The sequence below is a fragment of the Wolbachia endosymbiont (group B) of Germaria angustata genome, from assembly GCF_964026725.1.
Lineage (GTDB): Bacteria > Pseudomonadota > Alphaproteobacteria > Rickettsiales > Anaplasmataceae > Wolbachia > Wolbachia pipientis_C.
Window position 1 is genome coordinate 1,148,670 of the sequence record NZ_OZ034691.1, and the last position, 24,900, is coordinate 1,173,569.

Here is a 24,900-nt window from a genome sequence, read left to right on the forward strand (position 1 = left end):
ATGCAGACATCTAATATTATTGAAAAACTAAGCTATGAGGAAATCTTTTCCAGAATGAAGGAGGAGTTAGTGTGTAGAGATGAAACCTTTTCAGCGTTAGTAGAATCCGATCCAGCGATAAAGATTCTGGAGGTAGCAGCCTGGCGAGAACTTTTGCTCAGACAAAGGATGAACGAAGCAGTAAAGAGTAATTTACTGAAATTTGCAAGGGGAGAAGATCTTGATAATTTGGCTGAATTTTATGGAGTAGAGAGGCAGAAAGAAGAAGATGATGAACGATTTAGAAAAAGAATTAAAGCAAAAATAGTGGGCTCAAGCACGTGTGGAAGCAAAGAACACTATCGATATCATGCATTGTCAGCAGATAGTAGAGTAAAAGATGCACTAGTGGAATCAACTATACCAGGGAAAGTACAAATTTCAATCTTATCAACACAATTATCCACAACTGGCATAGCTTCAGAAGAGCTACTTGAAATTGTAAAAAAGCAGGTTACTAGAGAGGATATAAGGGTTTTAACCGATACAGTAACAGTGATAGGTTGCAATATTACGGAAATAGATATTCACAGCAGAATGAGCATAAGTCCTATAATATCAGAGGAAGAAATCAAGAAGCAATTTATTAAGAAGTTTGAAGAAAGTAGAAGGCTGGGATGGAGTGTAACAAGATCGTGGATAATAGCGAATCTATTTGTAGAGGGTGTAGAAAACGTAGAATTAATAGAACCAAAAGAGGATGTTGTGGTATTGGGGAATGAGTGTGCAGTGCTTGGCCACGTCAAGTTAGATAGGATTTAAAACGTATTTTTTTTGTTTTGTGCCAGTGAGGGGATTGCGTGCAATAAGTGGTTTAAGGTTTACTGGATCCAATGTTAGGGAGACGAAAGTATTGATTTTCTTCCAGAAGTTGTAACTTGTTTTTTAAAGTATGGATAATATGGTCAAATATTATGGAGAGTGTTTTCGATATTAAGAACATCTTTATTTTTCTGCAATGATCTCTTGGTTACTCATAAGCTACCTAAATAAAGGAAATTAAAGCAACTTGAAAGAAAAGACAAATGAAAAGTTTATTACCGCCAAACGCAACAAAGCAAGAGCAAGCACTGGTTAATGCAATCGATTATAAAGTTGATCCAAGCAGGATAAGAGGATTTAAATTTAGCCTAGGGGAAAAAATATTGCCGTGGTTGATTGAGGAATATGGTTTAGAAGAGATACTGCGTTGGGTAAAAGATAGAAGAAAAGCCGTAATAGAAGGAGTAAAATTTCAAAGACTGCGAGGAACACCTAAATCACTTAAAATAGCACTCAAGTGGGCAAATATAGAAGACATTACAATCATCGAAGAACCACCCGGTAAACACTTTTTTGAGTTGCAAGTAGGGATAAAAGAGGTACCAAATGACTTCTTCGTAGATGCAGTAGTAGAACTTGCAAAACTATCATTACCAGCAAGATCAAGGCTAATGAGGATTTTCAATGATCACCATAACGTTGATAGGTTTATTTTAGATGAAAGTTTATTCGGCAGCTTATTGTCAGACTATTCAGGTAGAAAAGTTGAAAAAGATGGACCAGTATTATCGTTTGGAAGAGTAAATTTTTTCAGGTCTAGTGGTCCAGTTATTAGGATTATAGAAAACTATCTACGCGATCATTATGAACGAGCTTTAAGCAATGATATATATCGCCTAGATGTAGCAATCCTTGGAGAAACCGAGCCTCACACAAAGAATTATAACGGTATTTATGAAAGAAATCATTTGTGGTACAACTTAAAAGCACTATATCCATTACCACAAAGTTTATTACCAGCAATTAAGTTTGTCAAAGCACAGATTGTACTGTCAGATAGCTGGAAATTAGGAGAAATAAATAGCTGTTTCCTCTTTGTTATCAAGAAGAGATAGGAGGCACACTTTTCCTTGGTAATGATAAACTTTCTGATCAGCTATGGAACTTGGAATACAAACCAATTTTGGAAAGATTTAATATCAGCTATGAATATGAAGCAAAGAATCTTACTGATCAAAAGGTTGCGAAAGCTAATTTAACGGAATATCACGTTAGTTGCGAAAATGATAGAAGTTCAGGAAAAGAAGATTCGATACACGAATTAGAAAATTACATTTTAGTATTTTACCCAGGAGTACTGAAGTGGCACGAACATCGACATTTGCACAGAAGTTGGAAAAATAGTCAAGTAATATCTATAATAAGTTAAATACTTATATTTAGATCCTTATGCATTATATTAATAATAGGTAAAAGTATATGAAATAAAAAGAAAAAGACTTGCTTTCTCATGCTAAAAAGGACATGACTTGAATAGCGGCAGGTAAATATAAGAAATTTGTCTGGCGCTAGAAAAGCTAATTTTATGAGGTATGAAATGAGTTTTAGCAAGAGTAAGTTTTTTAAAGAAGTATCAAGTAACGGATTTAAAAATATTAACAAAAAAAATGAAGAAGGAGAGACGATCTTGCATCAAGCAGTAGAAATCTCTGATTACAAAACAGTGAGATTATTAATAAAAAAAGGAGCAGAGGTAAATGCAAGAGATAAAAATGGTTATACACCTCTACACTGTGCAGTATTTGCGAAAAGCTTAGAAAATGTAAAAGTGTTGCTAAGGTCGGGAGCAGAAGTAAATGCCACTCAATATGTCACTGGATGTACGCCACTCCACTCTGCATGCAAAATAGGAGGAGTTGAAATAATAAAAGAGCTAGTAAAAGCAGGAGCTGAGGTTAATCAACTGAATAAATATGGTGCAACACCAATGTATTACATTTGGGAAAGTGAAAAGGCGAGCAAATTTCTGAGAGAAAAAGGTGGAGTAACAAAAAGTAGAGAACTGACGTGCTATGGAATAGAGAGGCTAGTGGGAGAAATAGCAGACATGTTGAATGGAAGCTACATGCCGGAGCTAAAAATAATAGAGATAGGAGAAATAAGGAAGAGAGACAAATCACTAATAAAGGAAGAATGTGAAAATTTAGCAAGCAAAATAATGAGCCAAGTAAGTGAAATGATAGATGAGGGGGTGAAAAGGAGGGCTTAAAGAAGGGGTTTAAATTCAGAGAAAAGGTGAGGTAGGTCATGAGTAAAAAAGGAAAAGAGGAGTCACTATTAGAGAACTCATATAAAAATATTTATGCAAGAGACAAGAATGGAAGAACAGCTCTACATTATGCAGTAGAGGTAAAAACAGTGAAGTTATTAGTCGAAAAAGGAGCGAATGTGAATGCTAAAGATGTAGAAGGATACACAGCACTGCACCTAGCGGTAACGGAGAAACGTCTAGAAATCGTGAGGGAATTGATAAAATCAGGAGGGAATGTAAATGCTGAAGAGTATGGCAATAAATGCACTCCATTGCACCTTGCATGTATGGTAGGAGAAAAAGAAATAGTGGAGGAGCTAGTGAAAGCTGGAGGAGAAATAGAGCAAGCGGATAAATTTGGAATGACAGCGATGGATTATGCGAAAACCAGTAAAGAAGTAACTGAAGTATTGAAGAAAAAAATAGACAGAATTGAAAAGCTATTTATGAAGAGCTGAAAATATGGAGAAAGAAATAGAAAAGAAAGTAATGAATTTAGAGAGAAAACCTTTGGGTGAGCTGAGAAAAATATGGAAGAAGGTATATGGAGAAGAAGCGCCTAGATACTCAAAGAAATATCTGATACCGAGATTAGCTTATAGAATGCAGGAAAAAGCGTATGGAGAAATGTCAAGAAAGGGGACAAAAAGACTAGAGTATCTGGCAGATCGGCTAGAGAAGGGAAAAAGAATAAGTAGCGATAAATTACCAGTAGAGGGGACAGAATTAATATTAGAGAGAGGTGAAGAGACGTATGCGGTAATGGTAACAGATAAGGGTTTAATCTACCGAGAAGAATTTTTCACATCATTGTCAGCAGTAGCCGGAAAAATAATGGGAATGAGCTACAATGGGCCGCTTCTATTTGGAATGAGAGATAAGGAGAAAGAATGCTGAAAGAGGTAAGATGTGCGATATATACGAGAAAATCAAATGAGGATGGACTAGAGCAGAAGTTTAACAGTTTAGATGCGCAACGAGTAGCATGTGAAAAGTACATAAAGAGCAGAGAGGGTTGGGTAATATTGGCCAAAAGGTACGATGATGGAGGTTTCTCAGGAAAAAACTTAGAAAGACCAGCGATAAAGGAATTGTTTGAAGATGTAAAAAAAGGAGAAGTAGATTGTGTAGTAGTATATACGCTAGATAGGCTATCAAGGGAAACAAAAGACAGCATCGAAGTAACGTCATTTTTTAGAAGACATCGAGTAAATTTTGTAGCAGTAACACAAATATTTGATAATAATACGCCAATGGGAAAATTTGTACAAACGGTATTGTCAGGAGCAGCACAACTAGAAAGAGAAATGATTGTAGAAAGAGTAAAAAATAAAATAGCAACATCAAAGGAGCAGGGATTATGGATGGGTGGAACTTTGCCGCTAGGGTATGATGTAAAAGATAAAGAATTAATAATAAATGAGAAAGAAGCGAAAATAGTAGGGCACATATTTGAAAGATATTTGGAGCTGAAGTCAATGGCAGAACTAGCAAGGGAATTAAATAGTCAAGGTTACAGAACAAAATCGGATATCTTTAAAAAAGCAACGGTGAGAAGAATAATAACAAATCCAATATATATGGGAAAAATCAGGCATTATGAGAAAGAGTATGAAGGAAAGCATGAAGCAATAATAGAGGAAGAAAAATGGCAAAAAGCGCAGGAATTGATAAGTAATCAGCCATATAGAAAAGCAAAATATGAGGAAGCGCTGCTTAGGGGAATAATTAAGTGTAAGAGCTGTAGTGTAAATATGACACTGACATACTCAAAAAAAGAAAATAAAAGGTACCGATATTATGTATGCAACAATCACTTAAGGGGAAAGAATTGTGAATCAGTAAATCGAACAATAGTAGCAGGAGAAGTAGAAAAAGAAGTGATGAGAAAAGCGGAGCAGATATATGAAAATTGGAGAGAAAAGACCGAAGAAAAATGGGAAAATTTAAATTTTGGAAAGCAGAAAGAAGTAGTGAAAAAGTTAATAAAAGGAGTAATGATAAAAGAAGATGGAATAGAGGTGAGTTTAGAGGATAAGGTGGAATTTATACCAATAAAAAAGAAAGGAAAGAAATGCACAGTAGTAGAGCCAGAAGGGAAAACAAATAATGCGTTACTCAAAGCAGTGGTAAAAGCCCATCTGTGGAAACGCCAGCTAGAAGAAGGGAAATATAGAAGTGTGAAAGAACTGAGTATCAAAATTAATATAGGTACAAGACGTATACAGCAAATTTTAAGGTTAAATTATTTAGCTCCGAAGATTAAGGAAGACATAGTAAATGGGAGACAGCCAAGGGGTTTGAAGTTAGTTGATTTGAGAGAAATACCGATGCTGTGGAGTGAACAATTAGAGAAGTTTTACGGCTCAGCGTCGTAACGTTTATAAAAACAACATGAAAAAACATCGAAAAAAGTATGTGCCAGAAAATTAAAAAAGGTTATTGCAAAAGGAGCTACTACAAAGGGCCACACAAAAAGATGTTGAAATCGATATAGAAGAGCAAATAAATGTTACAAAATCAATTATGTAGAAAATCAATATAAGTGATGAAGATTTTAGCATATTAGGTGCAACAATGGTAGAAGATGTATCCAATTTTAGCTGCATATTTTAATAGTAGATTTAGAGGAAAATTCTTTAAACATCAAAAAAGGCAATACTCTAAACTTCAGCACACAACTCCAGGAAATAGTACATGTCGAGCAATCTATAGCCCCTTTTGAATCTGAGAGTGTACTTGAAAATCCATAAACATTAAGTAAACTTTTTAAATAAAATAGTTTCTTTTTCAACTTACTAAATAAACTTCTCCCATCATTGCTGTGTAACAAATCATATACAAAGCTATGGTCTACTTACAAGCAGTGCCTTCTGTTGATGAGATGCTTTTTCTATCTTTAACTCATCCATACTACAGCTTGGCAAGCTTGAATAGCATAAGGAATCTTTTTGTTCTTGCGTTTGTTTTGCCAAGGCCTTATTTCTATAAAGTAGGGGTTGAAAATGATCATGGCCTCCATTTACCATATGTAAGACACTATTGTGACTATAATCTATCTTACCTGCTTTTGATCCTGAGCTATCTATTAACTGATGCAAGAACGGATCTTGTTGCTTATCAATAGTGTGCAATGGGTTACTTTCTGCAACATGCAATTTCACACCATACTTATCACAAAGTATTCTGCCCTCGATATCGGAACGTCCCCAAAATTCATTCTTTCCAATGCTATTGATATATTGGTTACACGTAATTCCACGATTTACGAACTCACCTTCAACCTCATCAAAGTCATTGCCAATTTTACTTATAAACCACTCTGGAGGATTGTCTTGCGCAAATCTCTTACACTCATTCCTTAACTGCTCTACAGTAACTTTGATTCCCTTCTGTTGTTCCAGACTTTGCCTGAATGAATCAAAAAAACAGCTTCCATTATTGATTGCGTGCCCTAAATAGAAGTCATCAGGTATGTTTGATTTTTGCTCTTTATCACCTTGTTTTTCTGCCTTTTCAATAATTTCTTCCTCTAAACTAAAAATCTTACTCCAGTTGTATTTACCTTCTAACCCCAATTTTTTACTTTCCTTTTCTGCTGCTTTAGCTAAGTCTGTTTTAGAAATATCCCCTTTTTCTTCATAGAACCTAGATAAAATTTTAAAGATATCTATCAGGTAAGTTTTTACGTCAAAATTCTTCTCCTTTTTTACAATATTAGACTCAATATTGCGTAAATCTTGTAATAACTTATGCCTTCTAGCAATTTCCTCCATAGAATCCCTTCTTAACTCTTCACGTTCTGTCCATTTGTTGTTAGACTCGCTTATTACTTCAGGATGCATTAATTTTCCAGACCTTTCAAAATATCCCTGTTCAATAGCATTGTAGACCCAGTAGTCACCGAGTGCGCAATCATTGCCTAACTCTTCTTCGCGACCTTTGAATTTTTCTAATATTTCTTCTCTATTACTCACTTCTACTATAATCTTGCTTTTATCCTGTACGTCAGGATACAGTCTAACGTCTATATTTCCCAAACTGGTATAGAAAGTTAATACTATATCGCTGCCTTCTGTAAGATCTGTGTAATTCCTTATGCCATCTTGGGTTATAATTTCTACCTCACTTTTGCCAATTTTTATTATATCCCTTCTATATGATTCCTGAATTAGTTCCAGATTTCTTGTTCTATCTGTGATTCTTGCAACATCTATTATACTATCCTCTGAGTATTCTAAGTAAGATACATTATTATCGATTTTTCCATCATATAGTTGACCGCTGGTAGCAGCCTTTGCAATTCTAAAAAATTCCTCAGCATTATTAACATACTCTAAATGAGCACTGATCATATTAGCCTTATGAGCTTTGAACTTTAATTCTATTGTATCAATGACTTTTAAACTTTCTGACCTTTTTAACTTTGCTCCTCTTGATATTAATGTACATACTATATCACTCGCAATTCCATAGCTTCCTTCTAGCTGAGCAATTTTTTCTAGTACGTGATCTGCAAAGTAATAATCTTTGTCTTTAGCAAAATTTAATCTCATTCCAGAAGCTATAATCTCATTTACAACTTCTTGTAATTCAATCATGCTTTTAGCTTTTACTACCTTACTTAAAAACTCATCGCGTTTAGCAAGGTAATTTATTTGATAAATCTCTGATAAAAAACTATCGCATTTTTCATAATTATCTTGTTTTTTACCTATAAAATCAGCTGCTCCTGCTTTTAAGAGCAAGGCTTTTACATTAGGAAATTGACGAGATGGCGAATCAAGAAGTACTGAACTATCATCCTTAACATTTAAAACTATCTTTAAGTCGTTGTCATTTTCATATTGATTTAAAAACTTTCTTAGATTTTCAACCTCTGGATCATAAGCATTATCCCAATCTTCATCAGAACTTGTAGCGAGAAGCATTTTACCTAGTTGCTCTCTTAATTTTTTTTGACTATTAGTTAATAAACATCCTATAATGTTGTCATTATCAATTGCAACTTGCAGTGGAGTTTTTCCATCGTTATTTTTTATGCTTAAATCAGCTCCTTTGCTTATGAGCAAATCCATAGTTTTTCTGCTTTGATCACTACACTTAGCAGCATAATAGTGTAAAGGTGTGTTACCTTTTTCATCTTGTATATTTGGATCAGCTTTTGCATCTAAGAGATACTTTAGACCTTCATACTCACTGGAATAAATAGCAGTATCATGAAAAAGTGTTTTACCTTTATTATCCTGCATATTTAAATCAGCACCAGCTTTGAGAAGAGGATGAATGGCTTCATCGTGTGCGACAAACACATTCAATACTGTTGTTCCTAGATGTCCTCTTTTTAGATTAAGAACGTACTTCAGGTCTTTATTTTTCTCGTTACTTTCTAAAAACTGCTTAAGATTTGAAAATGAGTCATAATTCCCCATATTAAAATCTTTTATAATACTATTGAGTAATTTTTGATTTAACTTTTTTTGACTCTCTTCCAGTTTTAAGTTAGGTGCATGAATAAGCCACTCATCTATTAAATCCTCTAAGTATTTTTTATCATCTATCAAACTTCTATCAGCCCAAAATAAATCTCGCTTAATGAATTCATAATAACTATCTACTGGTAATTCAGTTGCTTCTGTTTTTGGGCTACCTATTTCTGAACACTCTTGTCCAGCACTTAGGTCACACTTCAGTTTTTGCTCATCAGTGTGTTTGCTTTGTTCACTGATAGGTTCTGCAATATATTTTACTGGCCCTGTACCCATATTACCTGCTAGCTCTAGATATAGGATATATTATATAGAATGTGTAGTATGTGTCAAGCTAATTCAACATAATCTTTTTACTACTCATATTTTTGTTAAGTTTTTATGGTGAGTACTGCTAGGTTAAAAGTTGTTTATTACTGGAAGTTTTAGCCAATTTTACTATAGATCAACAAAACTGAGAACACCAGCTATATTTAATATATAGGAATATGATGCTTTAAAGGAGTACGGAAACTGCTGAAGTTTTTTTACAACAAACTTGTAAGGAGCAACTTCAGCAAAATGAATAAACACATGCCAATATTAGTAGAGAACTATTTACAGGTCAACTAACTTTTTCAAAACATATTTTAGTGAAAGTACCATGCTAGTTAGTGTTATAAAAAATTCAATTGTTTACTCCTTCAAAAAAGGGCGTATCTTTGTGAGAACAAGCAGCTTAAAAATAAGGTTATAAAAATAGAAGTTTGAAATCTTTGCAATAAAATTAGGCAAACCAGTTCGTACGTAGATTTAGCGAAAGTGATCCAATATAGCTGGTTTTAGCTTACAGTGAAATTACCATATAAATAAAGTTCGTACGGTACACATGGTAGACCAACACATCCCAAAACAAAAAGCTCTCACCGCCCTTGGTTTTGAGTGCTGAAAACGGTTATCTTACCTGAGATCTTAATAATATGTTTTGCTAAATTAATATTGATTTACTTGCGGAAGAATAATGAAGACAAGCTCATGATGAAACAAAATTCAAAATAAATAAAATGTCATGTATTGAGTCTATTAAGGGTCTTTTGCCTAAAACTACTTTGGGTTAGAAAATTTTTCTATACATAATGGTAATTGACAAAGTTTTAAAGGTAGAGCAACATGTCTAAAATATATTAAATCTTGTTAGGGGGGGTAAGTATGGGTTACGAAAATGTACAAAAGGTATTACTAACTTCCATTAAAGAGGATGATCCTCATAAAGGGCTTAAAGAGTTAGAGATTAAAAGATGGTGTATTGCATATCAGACATTGCTGAATAAATGGGATAGCACAATAATACCATCCCTTTTTAAGAAAGTTTTAGAAGATGAAACTTGTTGGAAGATAGAAGATGCTTCAGGACAAATTAGACTCAATAGGTATACTTTCGGGGAAAAATTGTTAGCCTTGAAAACTTTAGATGGGCAAAGAAGTCTTATTAGACCCTTTGATCGCTACAGGATTGCATGCTGGTGTTGTTTTGAAGACGAGATAAGAGCTATTTTTGAAGAATTTAAATTAACGTTAGGTAATAAGACAGTAGAGAGTTTAGTTAAGGGATGTAATAACGGGGCTTTAATGATCTACTGGTCACATGCTATAAATAACCAGGAACATCAGTTGAAGTTAAATAATGAGCATCCATACGTTTATGCTTTTAAATCTGCGATGCTAGAAAAGTATGTTGAAGCTTTGGAATTCTTCTGGGATAAGTTACAATCAATTGATTCTGTGTCTTCGAAAAGGAAAGAAGATTTGTTGATGGAAGTGGCATATAATAAAGGACGTTTTTCTGCTGACGATGTTGGAATGGTTGATTTTTGTCTACGTAACCTTCATGAAGATAAGTATCATGAGTTATTGAAAAGGGATTTTAAGCAAAATAAGTATCATTATACGTTAAGCACGCTAACAGCAGGTTATTTCTTTGAAAGTGCCAAAAAGCTATTTGAACATTTAAAGTCAGAAGATTTATCTCTTGAAGGTTATAGTACATCAATGTTTGGAGCATTGGACTCACTTGTTTCTGTACCAGATGATAGTTTTATTAAATCTGGTAGTGACATGCTCACCTCCATGTGGAATCGTTCTGGCTTTGAAACTCATAAGCAACACTTTTTAGATAAGTTGGGTATAGGATATGCATCTAGGAATAGAATTGCTTGTCTGATCAAAAAGAATGCGGATATTAAGGTATTGCCGGAAATTATAAAATCTCTTAATCAAGAGCAAATGCAATCTATTATGGAAGAAGATAAATCAATACATGAGATATTCACTAGAATTAGAAACAGGCAATTAGATAGCGGAGCAGGTGATAGTCAGTTACCAAGTGCATCATTAGATGTAGAATCTGTAAAACAGGAAGTTACTGATATTAGAAGCAAAGTGTAGAGTTTCTCTTTTTGAAAATTCAGTTACTTAGACTTAAACGAAAGCATACAAAGAATTTTAGTGAGAGTAAAGATTGTAAAAGGTTAAAATAAGGTTAAAATCAGGAGGTAGTTATGGTTGATAACAATCAACAACAAGAGAAATCACAAGATTTTGAACTAATAGAGTTACTTTTTGGGAAAGTAGACCCTTCAACCTCTGCAGATCTACTGGATAAGTCCTTTGAAGCAAGATTTCAATCATTGGTTGATCAAATACAATCTTATTTGCACTCTAGTGAAAAGGCTGGTTTTTTTCCTCATCGATTTCTAGGTTGGTTTTCCAGTGTGTTAGATACTAAGCTTAACGATAAGCTAGGTATAAAAAAGTTACATTTTCATTTTGAAGGAGCAAGAACTTTAAAAGTTGTAGCAGAAACAGAATCCAAAACACATGTTTTTATTTTCACTGAAGATATAGAAGCTCAACATTCTAACTCCCCACAAACACGCACTAGGAATTTTGAATTCACCACAGGTGAGTGGAAGAATGTGATGGGTAGAGATTACACTCCATTAGACGAACGTAAGCTTCAAATTGATGTGATAAAAATTTTGAAAGATAAGTATGAGTTAGTAAAAAGCAGACCAAAGTCAGACAAGGATGTTAAGTCGAAGAAGTTACATTTATATCTGAAGAATAACGTATTGGAGTATAAAGCTAAGGATATATATGGAAATATTCAAACAATGCAAATTGATTCTGGTGAGTTAAAGGGTAATGATGCGTTTAAAAATAAATTTTTTGATGAAATCAAGCAGTTTCTAGGTAAATCAGGTAAGGATCTTAGTGATGATGTTAGAAAAGAGTTATCAAGACTTACGTCAGTAAAGGGATATACCTTAAAGAGTGATGGAGAAGATGAAAAAATAAACATTAAGGTAGAAAGTAAAAAGAAGATTATAGATCAACCTATTGAGCCTACAGTAAAGTTTCAAGAAGTGACAAAAAAGCTGGGTAAATCTATTTACCTAGAGGATTATATAGAAAAGCTTGTCAGTTCAGATACACGTCAAGCTAAGGAAAATCTCGAAGACATTCTAAATTATATTAAAAAAATTCACACCAATTTAGACTTGCAAGCTAATGTTTATGGCATTAAAGCTCGTGAAGCTGGTCAACATGGTTTTGTAGCAGGAATGTTTGATAACTTTCGATATCGTGATAATACCAAACTCTATCTGGAACAATTTGCTGGAGGAGGTTATGCTGATATTGTTTTGCTTGTTCGTGGACCTGATCGTGCTATTGATTCAGTTCCAATTCTTATTGAACTCAAGGCTGGAACTGAAGGACAAGTTGATCCAAGTGATGCGCTGGAGCAAGCTAAAGGTTACATTGAAGGTTTTAGACCAAATAAGATGAGGATCTTAACCAATGCGGAGAATGCTATTGCTGTTGGGTTAAATTTAGATCTCAAAGAACCATTTAAAACTGAAGTAAAACCTATTAAACAACCACCAGCTCCTTTGATGGAGGAATTTATCGAACTAGTTGGCGAGTGGGATAATCAATCAATTTCTGAGGAAGTTTTTAAGCGAAAGGTAAAAGATTTGTTATCAAGCGAATACCATACTTTTCCAGCGAATAAAGAAACAAAAGATCATTACTATTTCAGTAGAGATATATTAGGTCAATCAATTTTAATTAACGAGATTGGTCAAGATCAGGATAACGTAAAAAAAAATATATATACTCATATGATGAGTACCCGCTGAACTGGCCTCAGGGAACAGAATACACTTTATCTAAAAGCCCAGTTATGACATTAATACTTGTTCAAGGTAATGAAGGACAAGAAAAAACAGCATTCATTTTTCATATACGAGAGTCCAATACAAAGGAATTCTATGCTGATAAAAAAATTCCAGTACTGAACATACCTGAAATAGGAAAAGTAGGAAATGCCGTAGAAATTAAAATGAGTCTAAAAAAATATGAAACAGGATTATCTTTTGAAGACCTTTTTAAAATAGAACAGATAAGTAAATATAAACCAAGTGGTGCCGATCAACAATTTACAGGTAGTTTTCTTAAGATACCTAATTCTGATGAATTAAAGGCAAAATTTAATCAAGCAATTACTTCTCAATATGCTACTTCTTCTGAAGGTACAGACTTATTGCTAGGTTATAAAAGTCTACTTACTGAGATAGCAGATGCGATTTACCCTGTTAAAGGTTTGATTACAAATGAAGCAAGATTACAAGCTGTGCTTAATGGCTTCCTTAGTAGTTATAGTGATTTGAAGCTAAAAGAGACTTCTACAAACCAAGAAGATTCTGCAAAAATTATAATTATACCTGAATTTCAAGTAGGAACAGGTGGTCATGTAGATATGGTAATACAAGGTATTGGTCCTTCACCTCAGGGTACTAAAGAATACACTCCTATAGCGCTGGAATTTAAGCTTATAGATAAAAATTTAAATCAAGATCAGCTGAAACAGGAAGTTGATAAATTAACAAAAGAACAAAATATTAGATATGCTAAAGGGGCAGCACTGAAAGCAATCACAGATAGTGATAAAATGTTTTTCATGGGTGTAGTTGTTAATATAGGGGCTAAAGATAAAAATTCTTTAATATTAACAAGTGATGAGTTTATTCCTGCTATAGTAGTTCATAGTTCTATTGATATAGCTAAGAAAAAACATTTAGAAGGAATACAAGAGATAACTCAGAGACTTAAAAATATTGGTATACAAGAAGAGAATTTACGTACATTAGAATCTGCAACAGCAGAAAAAGATTATCATTATTGGCTGCAACAACATGATATAGCTGATATTGCAAGAATAGAATACGGTTATGGAGCTGATACATTATTTGAAGTAGTGGGATCATCAGAACACATAGTTAATCAATTGCAACAGTTTCAAGATAGCGTAACAACAAGAGGTGAAAGAAGGCCATTAACTTTAATTGTTAATTTAGATAATAATCACTGGGTTACGTTGGTCGTTGCCTATCAAAATGGGCAGTATAATGGATACTATGTAGACTCGTTGGGTAATAGTGTTCCAGATAATATTCGTCAAGTTTTACAACAGGCTCAAATTAACGTTCATGATGTTCCTGTTACTCAACAAAGAGATGGTTATAATTGTGGCTTATGGGCGTTAGAAAACGCTAGAGGTATTAATGCTGTGTTGCAAGGAAGTAGAAGTAATATTCCTGATGAAATACGTAACCGTTTGCAAGTTCAAGGAAGAGATGAAGCTTATTTTATACGCACGAGAGAAAATGTTTCAGACAAATTAAGTATAGATCCACAACGTATAGCTAATCTAGAGGCTGTACTTGCTGAAACACAAGCACCTAGAAAGAAATTTGACCTAAATAATTGTGTAAAACAAGGTAGTAGAAAAAGAAGAAGTATTAATCCTTGTTTATTTTCATTGGATGATGTAAAAAAGTTTATTAAGGGAAGGGTAGATGAAAATAATATAGATAAGATTATAGTTGATAGTGAAAAGTTCCTAACTTATGTTAAAAGTAGTCAAAATGAAGGGAAAAATGCTCAGCTAATAGAGTTCGTTGGAGATAAAAATATCGAAGGTAATCATAAGTACTTATTTGATAAGGTAGTTGAAGATCAAGGGTACGGACGTTATATTGAAAATGAACGTATTAAGAATTTGCACGGTGACATTTCACAGCAAACTGGTAGTACAACAAAAAGCTCAAAGTTGAAAAGCAGGTTAATGAACGCTGCAGGTGGAATACAATTAATAAGAGGAATTCATGGAGCTATTGTATCTTGTAAAGATGGAACAGCAATAGATTGTGGATTAAATTTAGGTGGGATAGGATGGTCTTTTGCATCTCAACCAATTGAGAATGTAATGGTTAAAATTACTCCAAAAGTTGTAGCATCAGCTGAAAAGGTTGCAGGAAAAATTGTATCAGGCACTCTGGGTAAACAGACAAAATTTGCTATTCGGATTGCAGGTGTAAAGTTTGGAAGTACAATAGCAAAAGGTACGGCAGGAGCTATAGCTGGTGTTTTTGATATTGTTGATATAGGTATGTCAGCAAGTAATCTTGTTGATTGTAAAAAAAGAGAGGATAGTGATAATCCATGTGGAGAAAAGGAAATAAGAGATAATATAGCATCTATATCTTTTTCTGGTGTGTCATTTGTTTCTGGTGTTGCTCTTACAGCAGCAAGTATGCCGGTAGTTGGTATTGCAGTTGGGTTTGGGCTCATGGTAGGTTATGGAATTTATAGTGGTGTTAGCAATATCGTGGAGTACGAGAAAAAGTATGATACAACCCATGATGAAAATGGCGTATTTTTTGGCATACATTTGTTTTTCAACCTGTACCACAAGATGTACAACATCTTGCAGCAAGAAAGGAAATGGTTAATAGTCTAGCTAAAGGAGCTTGGAAAGCTTTAAATAATGACCCTAGTAATGTTGTTGCTTATGGTATTGGTCTTGGAAAAATAAACGGTAATACTCTTCGTCCAGATTATGCAACGATTATGATGAATAGGAAAAATGCCAATACACAAGATCTTTCGCGTGTTATACCTGATTATATTGAAGGTGCTAGCATGATTTGTTTGCCACACAGTACTAGTCAAGATTATGAAAAAGGTATTACAAATTCAGTTCAACCGCCTTTATACTACTGTGATAATGCAATGGTTATTAGTCACGATGGTAGAGTGGGTGTAAAGCAAAATGGCAAAACAATTGTCTATGATCTACAGAATGTAGATAATGGTGTCATTATTGGAAGCAACGAATGGAACAATAATTTTCTAATTTATCCAGGTGCAACAAGAATAACTGGTGGTAATAATGTAGTAAATAGGTTTATTGTAAATAACATTGGCTTTTCAGGTAAAATTATTGGTGGAGGTAACTCTGTTAATATAATTGATTTAAGTCAATTGAAAGATCCAGTTATAGGAATGAACGTTAACTATCGTTTTAAGCCTAATGCCTCTGGGTCATTAAAGGCAAGAGTAAATGGTCGTTGGTTAATCAATGATCAAATTGATAATAATGGCATCTTTAATTATTACTATGTTGGAAGAAAGAACAAGGTGGATGAGATTTTGTGCATGGGTTACTCTGAGCACTTTATAGGAACCGATGATCGTGAGGTTATAATAGATAGTGGCGGTGGTCTTGATAAAAATAGGAAAGATGTAGTTGAAAATTGTAAAAAAGTAATTATTTCGCCGTATACTACAGTCAAGGGTGGAAAGAGCAATTATACTTTTTACGTAAAAGCTGCAGACTACAAAGGTAAGGGTTTATATTCAGAAATTGATGTAGATGGAACAGGAACTATAATTTTTCCGGAAATCGATTTATTAGGTGATTGTGATCAAATCACTTATTCCACAGACAGTAATACTTTATCTTTAAAAATAAATTTTGGTCAAAACAATCAATTTACTCTTGATGTAAAAAATTATGTTGAGCAAAGCAGTAATAAACCTCGCTTTGCACTAATAGATAAAAATGGTAGTAATATTGTTCCTAAGATTGAAAGATCAGACTCATCAACTATAAAAATTACTTCATTTGAATTACATTCAGAACATTCCCTAGATAATTTTGACAATGTTGAAAATCATTACAAAAAAATTCTAAATAATCATAAGAGTTATAAAGTCTTTGGTGTTATTAGAGATAAAGTACAAAATCAGGATAATAGTACAGTTCCACATATGTTTTTTGGTTCTTCAGAAGATGATATAATAAATTTTGATCAAGGAGCCATAGTTGCTAGAGGTGGAGATGGAAGTGATGTGTATTTTATTAGCAATGATATAAATAGTAGAGAAGTTAAAATTGATAATAATTCAAATGATAAAAAACTGGATATACTATTTATGCCAATGGTTGAAAAAGATTTTTCAATCCAGCAATGTGACCTCTATTTAAAGCACAATAATAGTAACATTCGAGTAAAAAATTACCTTCAAGATTCTAATTATAGGCATCTTATAATTATGAATAAAAAAGGAGAAACTTTTATCCCTAATATACAGTCAATATCATGTTCTCCCTCTTCTTCGAGAAATGGTAAATTAGTTCCTTTTTTCCACGCTACACAAGCTCAAAACATGTTTGTGTTACCTAAAGATTTTCAAGATGATCATGTAGTGATAGATTCCCGTCTTGAAGATATTGAGCGATATAGAAACAAAGATCATCTTTTACTGATAAGGAATAACGAGGTTCCTTTTATAATAAAAGTAGAAAATTTTTATGATAATCAAAGTAAATGGAGAAACGTTAATTTTTTTCTGTGGAATGATGGTAATTTTTCCTCATATCTTGGTTTACAGCAAGAAGTTAATGGAATAATGGACTATCAAGATAAACTTAAGAGTGATTATGAGAAAACTGTAAAAGAATACACTATAGACTTCACTGAGTCTGTCGATATTACACATAATCAAAATGGTACTTTAAATTCGATAGAGGAAGATGAAAAGCGTATAGGAGTAATGATACTAAAGAATATTACTCCAGATCGGATTAGAGTTTCTAGTAGTAACACAGATTTGGTGTTTTCTGATGAAGTATCCAATCACACAATCAATATAAAGAATTGGAATAATTCTGAGTCTCATAGAATTTCTACGTTGGAGTTTGATCTAGGTTTAGAACCAATAACGCTCGGTAGATTAGATAGGTTTAGCTTATATGAAGTAGGGAAAGTACAAGACCTAATTGAAAAAGCTTCAGAGAATTATAAAAATAAAAGTAAATATGCTCCTAAAGTAGAAAATGACTTTAAATGTTTAGTATCGATTGATAATTTTATAATGGAAAACAAGAACCCAATATACCAATGTTTAAGTTTTTCTTCACTTCAGGACCATGTAAGCTTTACAGAAAATTCCTGTAGTTTAGAACAAATTGAGGAATTAAAAAATAAAACGCCAAGTAGTAATCAGATTTTAACATTGCTTGAAAAGTTAGAAAACAACCTTTTGCTGAATGGCTATGATTCAAACATAATAGATCAGTGCAATAATTGGATGATCTCTTCAGGGTTGGGAGTATTGAAACCTTTGGTAAGTACAGCAGTTTATGAAGGTAAATGGGATGAAGTTAAAACCCTTCTTGATAAAACTGCTAAAAAAAGTAATGTTGATATTGAATATAAAAATCAGTGTTCACAGAACTGGACGCCTTTGCATTATGCTACTTACAACGGTAATGTAGAATTAAGCAAGAGTGTATTCAAAGCATTTTTAGAGAAGAAAGGTAATATTAATGCTTTAGAGAGTACTAGTTGCAACAGTGATAATTGGGCGCTTTTGCACTATGCTGTTCATTATGGTAATCCTGATATGGTTAGCTTTCTTATAGATAAAGGTGCTAGCATTGAAATTAGAAGTAAGGAGGGTAAGACACCCCTGCATTTGGCTGTTGAAGAAGCAAAGCAAAACGTAATTAATCTTCTTCTTGATAGAGGTGCTGATATCGAGGCTAAAAACAACGATGGTAGAACACCTCTATATTTAGCCGCTTACAATAATGACTCAGGTGTAATTGAACTTCTTTGTAACAGGATCAAGACTAAAAGTAATGACGCATTTAAAATGATAAAACAGGTTGAATTTTTAAAGAAGGAAGTTGTTAACCAAGCAAATATTCCATCTAACGCAAAAAGATTGGTAGAGTTTTGTATAAGTAGTTTAAAAGGTTCGATAAAAAGTACAGCAAAAAAGGTGCTAAAGGATGGTATGCTGCATAATCGTAGTGCTTCGACTATTGAACTTTTGGATGAGATTTATAATTTTGATGAAAAGTTGTTTGATAGAGCAATTAAGGAAGCTGTAAGTGACGTATACTGGCAAGTAGATAAAAAAGAAATATTAAGGTTTATATACAGTCATAATAACCCTGGTCAGAGTATCTCAGGTTATATGGCTGTGTTTGATAAAATGCCGAAGAACGATGGTGCAGTATTTGAGTTAGCTCACCGTATTAAAAGTACAGTGAACTCTAATAAATATTCCGGGGTCAGTTCAGAAAAAAGATCTGATCTTGAAAGGCTAAAAAGTAAATTACCAGAGTCAGTGAGAAATGCGGTATTTTCATCAGAGGTATGTATTAAAAATGTTGAGTATGGAAGGTACTTGTACTCACCTAATAATGATTGTATGTACCACTTAAACAATTGTGATAGGGATAGGCGGTATGTGTTCACTTGGCCTTCAAATGGAAATAGTGATCAATTTAAGTGGAAGGTTGAGCTCAATGGCGATAATGTGTATCTAAAGAATGTTGAGTATGGAAGGTACTTGTACTCACCTAATAATGATTGTATGTACCACTTAAACAATTGTGACAAGGATAGGCGGTATGTGTTCACTTGGAAATCAGGGGAAAGTGTTATCAATGGTGTTTGGAAGATTGAAGATTGTGGATCTACTCGCAAGAGACGTAGTATACAAGGGTCAAATGGTTATAATCAAAGTGTAGTAGACTATCAGTCAATATTGACTGAAGAAAATAGTCAGCAAATAGCAAGTAGAACATCTGCTATGGTTGAAGATGTTGAAAGGCACACCTTTTTAAATCAGTCAAAAAATAAGTTAGATTTAGATAGTTGTTTAAATAATAGAGGGAGAAGCAACGCTGCGGATTCTATGAGGAGAGATGTTTGTAGTGAACTCAATGCAAGTGGGAGAAAAAATATTGTTCTAAGCGGAAACGATGTATGTACAATTACTTCAGGTCATGAAACACTTGATATTGAAAACTTCCCTATTCAAGAGGTAATCATTAATGAGGATGTCAATGGAAAGAAAAGTTTAAGAAGTATATTAGATTTACATCAGCTGGTACAGCAAGTAGATAGGGATTTGAGTATAAAACCGACACCAACGATTATTAAAGACAAAAATGATTTATTAATTAAGTTATCTATATCAGCTACCGGCTTGCAGCAAGATGTAATAACAGTTAGGCTGAAGGATGCACTTATAAATAAGTGGTATAAAAAACTACAAATTATTTTTGATAATGCACCGGTGGAAATAGATGGTAATCTAGATTTAAAGTCTTCATTCTTTATTTCTGATGAGAAAATTATTGTAGTAAGACCTCAAGACATAGAAGAAAATAGTAAACTAATTATATCTAAAAAAGCAGGGCGGTATACCTACCTTCATGATAAATATGACTTGATAGTTACCAATGCCTTTAATGCTGGCATAGAAGCAAATGAGTTGTGTATTATATATTTTAGAGATTTCTATAAAGAACCTGAAATGAAAACATTATCTATAAAATTTACTGACAAAGAGATATTATTAAGTAATGAAGTAGATAAAATACATAATTCAGATAGTATTGATAAATTAAATAATGTGAGTTCTATTGTTAATTCACAAGAGAGTTCTATACATTTAGAGGTTCCAAACAGTGGAGACATAAATGCTCAAGGTAAACTTGACAGAACACTGTTGCATCTTGCTTCCGAGGCGGGTGAATTTGATAAGGTTAAACTTCTTCTTGATAGAGGTGCTAATATTGAAGTTCAAGATAAATTTGGGTACACACCAATATTTCTTGCTACTCAATCAGGTAAATGGAGCGTGGTAGAACTTCTTCTTGATAGAGGAGCTAATATTGATGCTCAAGACAAGGAAGGTAAAACACTTTTACACTTTGCTGCATCAGGAAATAATTTGGATATGGTTCAATTCCTTCTTGACAGAGGTGCAAGTATCGAAGTTCAAGACGGGCGTGATTGGACACCGATACTTTATGCTGCTCAGTCAGGTAAATGGGGTGTGGTCAAACTTCTTATTAGTAACGGTGCAAAATTTAATAATGAGATAACGTATCAGGGAACGCCTTTACATTTTGCTGCTCAAGGGGGTAATTTGGATATAGCTCAATTTCTTCTTGATGAAGGTGCTGTCATCGAATCTCAAGACAAAGATGATAAAAAGCCTTTAGATCTTGCTGTTGAAGCAGGAAGGTTGAACGTAGCAAAACTTCTTCTTGATAGAGGTGCTAGTGTCAATGCTAAAGATAAGAATGATAGAACACCTTTAGACTTAGCTACTAAAGGAGATATGATAGAGCTTTTGAAGAGAGCGCAGATGGATCAAGGATTGTCAATCAATGCACGAGAGGGCACTTTTGATAAAGTGGAAGATCTTATTGCTCAAGGTGCTAATTTAGAAGCTAAAGATAATAATGATAATACTCCTCTACATAATGCTTGTAATAATGGTCACTTTAACGTAGCAAAATATCTTATCGAAAAGGGAGCTAGTTTAAAGGCTAAAAATAAAGACAATAAAACACCTTTAGAGTTGGCTGATCACAAGGGTTACATAAATATAGTAGAAATGATAAAGCAGATACAATCAGGATTAGATGAAGAATTGTTGTCTGCGGTGAAAAATGGTGATCCTAATAAAGTTGATGATCTTGTTAGCCATGGTGCTAGCTTGGAGGTGAAAGATAGCAATGGTAACACTCTTTTACATTATGCTTCTCAAAATGGTCATTTAAAAGTAGTAGAATATCTTATCGAAAAGGGAGCTAGCTTAAAGGCTAAAAATAAAGATGGTAACACACCTTTAGACTTGGCTGTTAAAGAAAATATAAAAGAATTTTTGAAAAAAGCACAGTCAGGTTTAAATAAAGAATTGTTGGCTGTAGTAAACGGTGATGATCTTAATAGAGTCAAGGCTCTTGTTAGCCAAGGTGCTAGTTTAGAAGCGAAAGATAATAGTGATAATACTCCTTTACATAACGCTTGTAATAATGGTCATGTGAAAGTAGTAGAATATCTTGTCGAAGAGGGAGCTAGCTTAAAGGTTAAAAATAAAGATGGTGAAACACCTTTGCATGTAGCTGCTCAACATGATAGTACACTTGAAGTAATTGAATTTATTTTGAACAGAGATCTTAGTGGTATTAATGATATAACTAATAACGGTAGAACACCTTTACATTTAGCTATACAAGGAAATAAACCAAGTACAGTCAAACTTCTTCTCAATAAAGGTGCTAATATTAACGCTAAAGACAAGGATGGTAAAACACCTTTGGATTTGGCTATGCAAGAAGGTTATACAAATATAGTGGAGATGATAGAGCAAGTACAATCAGATTTAGATGAAGGATTGTTGACTGCAGTACAAGATGGTAATCTCAATGAAGCTGAAGATCTTGTTAGTCGGAATGCTAATGTTAATACTACAGATATATACAGTTGGACACCACTACATTGGGCTGCATTTGAGGATCGTTTAGAAATTGCAAGGTTTTTGATAAAAAAAGGCGCTGATATTAATGCTGCAGATAAAGGCCCTTATGGTAAAAAGCCTGTGCATGTTGCTATTGAGAACAATAGTAAAGATATCATAGGGTTTCTTCTCAGCAAAGGAGTGAGTATTAATGATACTGACAAGCAAGGTTATACACCACTGCACTATGCTGCATGGAGAGGACGTTTAGAGATTGCTGAGCTTCTCGTTGATAAGGGAGCTAGTATCAATACTGCAGACGCCTCTACTGCTGGTAAAAAACCTATACATGTTGCTGCTGAAAATAATAGTAAAAGTATTATAGAGTTTCTTATCAGCAAGGGGGTAAACGTTGATGAGGCTGATAAAAATGGTTGGGCACCTTTACACTATGCTGCTAAGTTTGATCAATTAGAGGTTGCAAAATTCTTGATAGAAAAAGGAGCTAATATCAATGCTGCAGATACTTCTACTATTGGTGAAAAACCTATACATGTTGCCGCTGAGAATAATAGTAAAAACATTATAGAGTTTCTTATTAGTAAGGGAGTGAGTGTTAATGATACTGACAAAGATGGCAGGACACCGCTGTACTGGGCTTCTTGGAATGGTCGTCTGGATGTAGTAGAGTATCTTATAGGTAAAGGAGCTGATATCAGTGCTAAAGATAAGGATGGTAAAACACCTTTGCATTTTGCTGCTCAAGAAGGTAATCTGGACATGGTCCAGTTTTTTCTTAATAGAGGTGCTAACATTAAGGCTAAAGACATGTATGGTTGGACCCCTTTACACTTTGCTTCTGCTTACGGTAAGTTTGATGTAGTTAAATTTTTTCTTGATAGCAATATTAACATTAGAGCTAAAGATAGATATGGTGATACACCTTTACATTTGGCTGCCCAAAATAATGATAAATCTGAAATAGTTGAGTCTTTTTTAGATAGTGATGCTAATAACATTAACGATAGAACTAATAATGGTTGGACACCTTTACATGTAGCTGTACAAGGAAATAAGCCAAGTACAGTTAAACTTCTTCTTGGTAGAGGTGCTGACATTGAGGTTAAAGATACTTACGGCCAAACACCTTTAGACTTAGCTACTCAAAAAGGTTACACAGATATAGTCAAGATTTTAGAACAAGAACAATTAGGCAAAGAGTTGTTTACTGCTGTAAGAGAATATGATTTTTCTAGAGTTGAAAAGCTTATCAGTCGAGGAGCTAATATTGATACTAAAAACAAGAATGGTAAGACGCCGCTAGATATTGCTATTAATACAAAGAACACTCTTGAAGAGAATCAAGGATCTCTCAATAATGCATTATTGCTTGGCCAACAAGGTCGTATAGTGAGAATTTTAGAACATGAACAATTAAACAGGAAGTTATTTACTGCTGTAAGAGAAGAAAATCTCCCTAAAGTTAGAGAGCTTATCAGTCGAGGGGCTAATATCGATACTGAAAGGGATGGTAAAACACCACTAGATATTGCTAAAGAAAAACTTAGAGAACATAGTAAAAATGAAGAATGTAGTGATGTTGTGCAGTGCTTAGAAAAACTTAATCAAGAAAGAGAAAAGCCTGTACAACGTAAACGCCGTCATCACCATGGAGATCACAATCATCATCATATGTCAAGAAAACCTCTTGCTATAGATTCAAGTGATCAACCTGAGATAACAGCAAGTAGTGGTACAAGACCATCTTCATGGATAAATGATTTGTTTAGTTGGGTGAAAAGTTCTGTAGGTGGGTTTAGAGCTGCTTTATCTGAGGAAGCATCAAATACTGCAAGTTCAATACCACAAGTTGATGAGCAATTTGCCAAAGCTTCGGTAAGTAATAGTAGTTCAACAAGTACCACACTACCATCTGATGGTACAGATAAAAAACAAGAAAATGGAGGTTTCTTTCGAGACAACATTGATTATGTAAATGCAAATATAAAACAAATGCGTGAAAGGCAAACACCTGTTAAATTTAAACCTAGTAGCGGAAATATAATACTAGAAATGGGAGATCACTATCTATCACATGTTGATTTTAATGGTACAATAATGTTACTTGATTTATTAATTAGAAAAGTTACAGGTCAGAAGTATATTTCTACAGTAGATCAGTCTATATCCCCACTAGAAGCACAGGGCTATGCACTCAATATTACAAAGGAATTTGAGAAAGTAGTAGAGCAAGCTGGATTAAAAAGTGGTGTATCAATGCATCGATTAAATATTGATTATATGGAAATGCAGAAAGAAATTACTAGAAAAGTCATGAGTGGTAAATTCAATGAAATTTCAGGGATTTTAAAATCGTATGTAGAGAAAGCATGTCCTGATGAAGAAGCTGGTAAATTAAGTCCGAAGAAATTTGAAAAGTTTATGGCTACATTTAATAACAAGCTAGATGTATCACTAAATCAATCAATACACCAAATGCTACATAATGAAAATAACGTACTAAAAATGGATAATATAAAAGAACCGCAAAGCTTAGGTTTATCTGGACCTAGAACTAGGTTAGATGATGTATTAATTGCGGGCAATGCCAGAGAATTAGTCGCTGGAAGAAGGTAG

General features: G+C 33.8%; 10 protein-coding genes and 1 pseudogene. 10 read left to right on the plus strand and 1 reads right to left on the minus strand.

The genetic code is table 11. The features are described from left to right. The 6 genes and pseudogenes from AAGD63_RS05615 to AAGD63_RS05640 all read left to right on the plus strand — a co-directional run bounded on the left by AAGD63_RS05615 (position 1) and on the right by AAGD63_RS05640 (position 5,490). Positions 1 to 801: a baseplate J/gp47 family protein gene (locus AAGD63_RS05615; RefSeq protein ID WP_341813311.1), complete on the plus strand. Its 801-nt coding sequence runs from the start codon at positions 1 to 3 to the stop codon at positions 799 to 801. 263 nt (positions 802 to 1,064) lie between these two features. Beyond that, positions 1,065 to 2,230, plus strand: a pseudogene (locus AAGD63_RS05620) (phage tail protein). 168 nt (positions 2,231 to 2,398) lie between these two features. Then, a complete protein-coding gene (locus tag AAGD63_RS05625; protein WP_341813312.1) occupies positions 2,399 to 3,070 on the plus strand; it encodes an ankyrin repeat domain-containing protein in 672 nt (223 codons plus the stop codon). 38 nt (positions 3,071 to 3,108) lie between these two features. Next, positions 3,109 to 3,570: an ankyrin repeat domain-containing protein gene (locus AAGD63_RS05630; RefSeq protein WP_341813313.1), complete on the plus strand. Its 462-nt coding sequence runs from the start codon at positions 3,109 to 3,111 to the stop codon at positions 3,568 to 3,570. Between the two features lie 4 nt (positions 3,571 to 3,574). Then, complete coding sequence (locus tag AAGD63_RS05635; protein WP_341813314.1) at positions 3,575 to 4,009, plus strand: DUF2924 domain-containing protein; 435 nt, start codon at positions 3,575 to 3,577, stop codon at positions 4,007 to 4,009. Beyond that, positions 4,003 to 5,490 carry a recombinase family protein gene (locus AAGD63_RS05640; protein ID WP_341813315.1) on the plus strand — a complete coding sequence of 496 codons (1,488 nt, stop codon included), beginning with the start codon at positions 4,003 to 4,005 and terminating at the stop codon, positions 5,488 to 5,490. Before AAGD63_RS05635 ends, AAGD63_RS05640 begins: the two co-directional genes overlap by 7 nt. 468 nt (positions 5,491 to 5,958) lie before the next feature. On the opposite strand, the gene AAGD63_RS05645 is transcribed toward AAGD63_RS05640, so the two are convergent. Further along, entirely contained in the window at positions 5,959 to 8,877 is a 2,919-nt protein-coding gene (locus AAGD63_RS05645) for an ankyrin repeat domain-containing protein (protein WP_341813316.1), read from the minus strand. A 912-nt stretch (positions 8,878 to 9,789) separates the two neighbouring features. On the opposite strand from AAGD63_RS05645, the gene AAGD63_RS05650 reads away from it, so the two are divergent. The 4 genes from AAGD63_RS05650 (at position 9,790) to AAGD63_RS05665 (ending at position 24,900) form a co-directional block, all read left to right on the plus strand. After that, the gene (locus AAGD63_RS05650) at positions 9,790 to 11,025 is read left to right on the plus strand and encodes a hypothetical protein (protein WP_341813299.1); all 1,236 of its coding nucleotides are present in this window, start codon (positions 9,790 to 9,792) and stop codon (positions 11,023 to 11,025) included. Between the two features lie 113 nt (positions 11,026 to 11,138). Further along, positions 11,139 to 12,782: a hypothetical protein gene (locus AAGD63_RS05655; RefSeq protein ID WP_341813298.1), complete on the plus strand. Its 1,644-nt coding sequence runs from the start codon at positions 11,139 to 11,141 to the stop codon at positions 12,780 to 12,782. Positions 12,783 to 12,826: 44 nt separating this feature from the next. After that, positions 12,827 to 15,445, plus strand: coding sequence for a Ulp1 family isopeptidase (locus AAGD63_RS05660; protein WP_341813317.1), 2,619 nt, complete (start codon positions 12,827 to 12,829; stop codon positions 15,443 to 15,445). Then, positions 15,430 to 24,900 carry an ankyrin repeat domain-containing protein gene (locus AAGD63_RS05665; RefSeq protein WP_341813318.1) on the plus strand — a complete coding sequence of 3,157 codons (9,471 nt, stop codon included), beginning with the start codon at positions 15,430 to 15,432 and terminating at the stop codon, positions 24,898 to 24,900. The genes AAGD63_RS05660 and AAGD63_RS05665 overlap by 16 nt, the downstream gene beginning before the upstream one ends.

Bases quoted from the DNA above. Each gene is read 5' to 3' on its own strand.
- AAGD63_RS05615 (WP_341813311.1), top strand. From the start codon at position 1: ATGCAGACATCTAATATTATTGAAAAACTAAGCTATGAGGAAATCTTT.
- AAGD63_RS05625 (WP_341813312.1), top strand. From the start codon at position 2,399: ATGAGTTTTAGCAAGAGTAAGTTTTTTAAAGAAGTATCAAGTAACGGA.
- AAGD63_RS05630 (WP_341813313.1), top strand. From the start codon at position 3,109: ATGAGTAAAAAAGGAAAAGAGGAGTCACTATTAGAGAACTCATATAAA.
- AAGD63_RS05635 (WP_341813314.1), top strand. From the start codon at position 3,575: ATGGAGAAAGAAATAGAAAAGAAAGTAATGAATTTAGAGAGAAAACCT.
- AAGD63_RS05640 (WP_341813315.1), top strand. From the start codon at position 4,003: ATGCTGAAAGAGGTAAGATGTGCGATATATACGAGAAAATCAAATGAG.
- AAGD63_RS05645 (WP_341813316.1), bottom strand. From the start codon at position 8,877: ATGGGTACAGGGCCAGTAAAATATATTGCAGAACCTATCAGTGAACAA.
- AAGD63_RS05650 (WP_341813299.1), top strand. From the start codon at position 9,790: ATGGGTTACGAAAATGTACAAAAGGTATTACTAACTTCCATTAAAGAG.
- AAGD63_RS05655 (WP_341813298.1), top strand. From the start codon at position 11,139: ATGGTTGATAACAATCAACAACAAGAGAAATCACAAGATTTTGAACTA.
- AAGD63_RS05660 (WP_341813317.1), top strand. From the start codon at position 12,827: ATGACATTAATACTTGTTCAAGGTAATGAAGGACAAGAAAAAACAGCA.
- AAGD63_RS05665 (WP_341813318.1), top strand. From the start codon at position 15,430: ATGGTTAATAGTCTAGCTAAAGGAGCTTGGAAAGCTTTAAATAATGAC.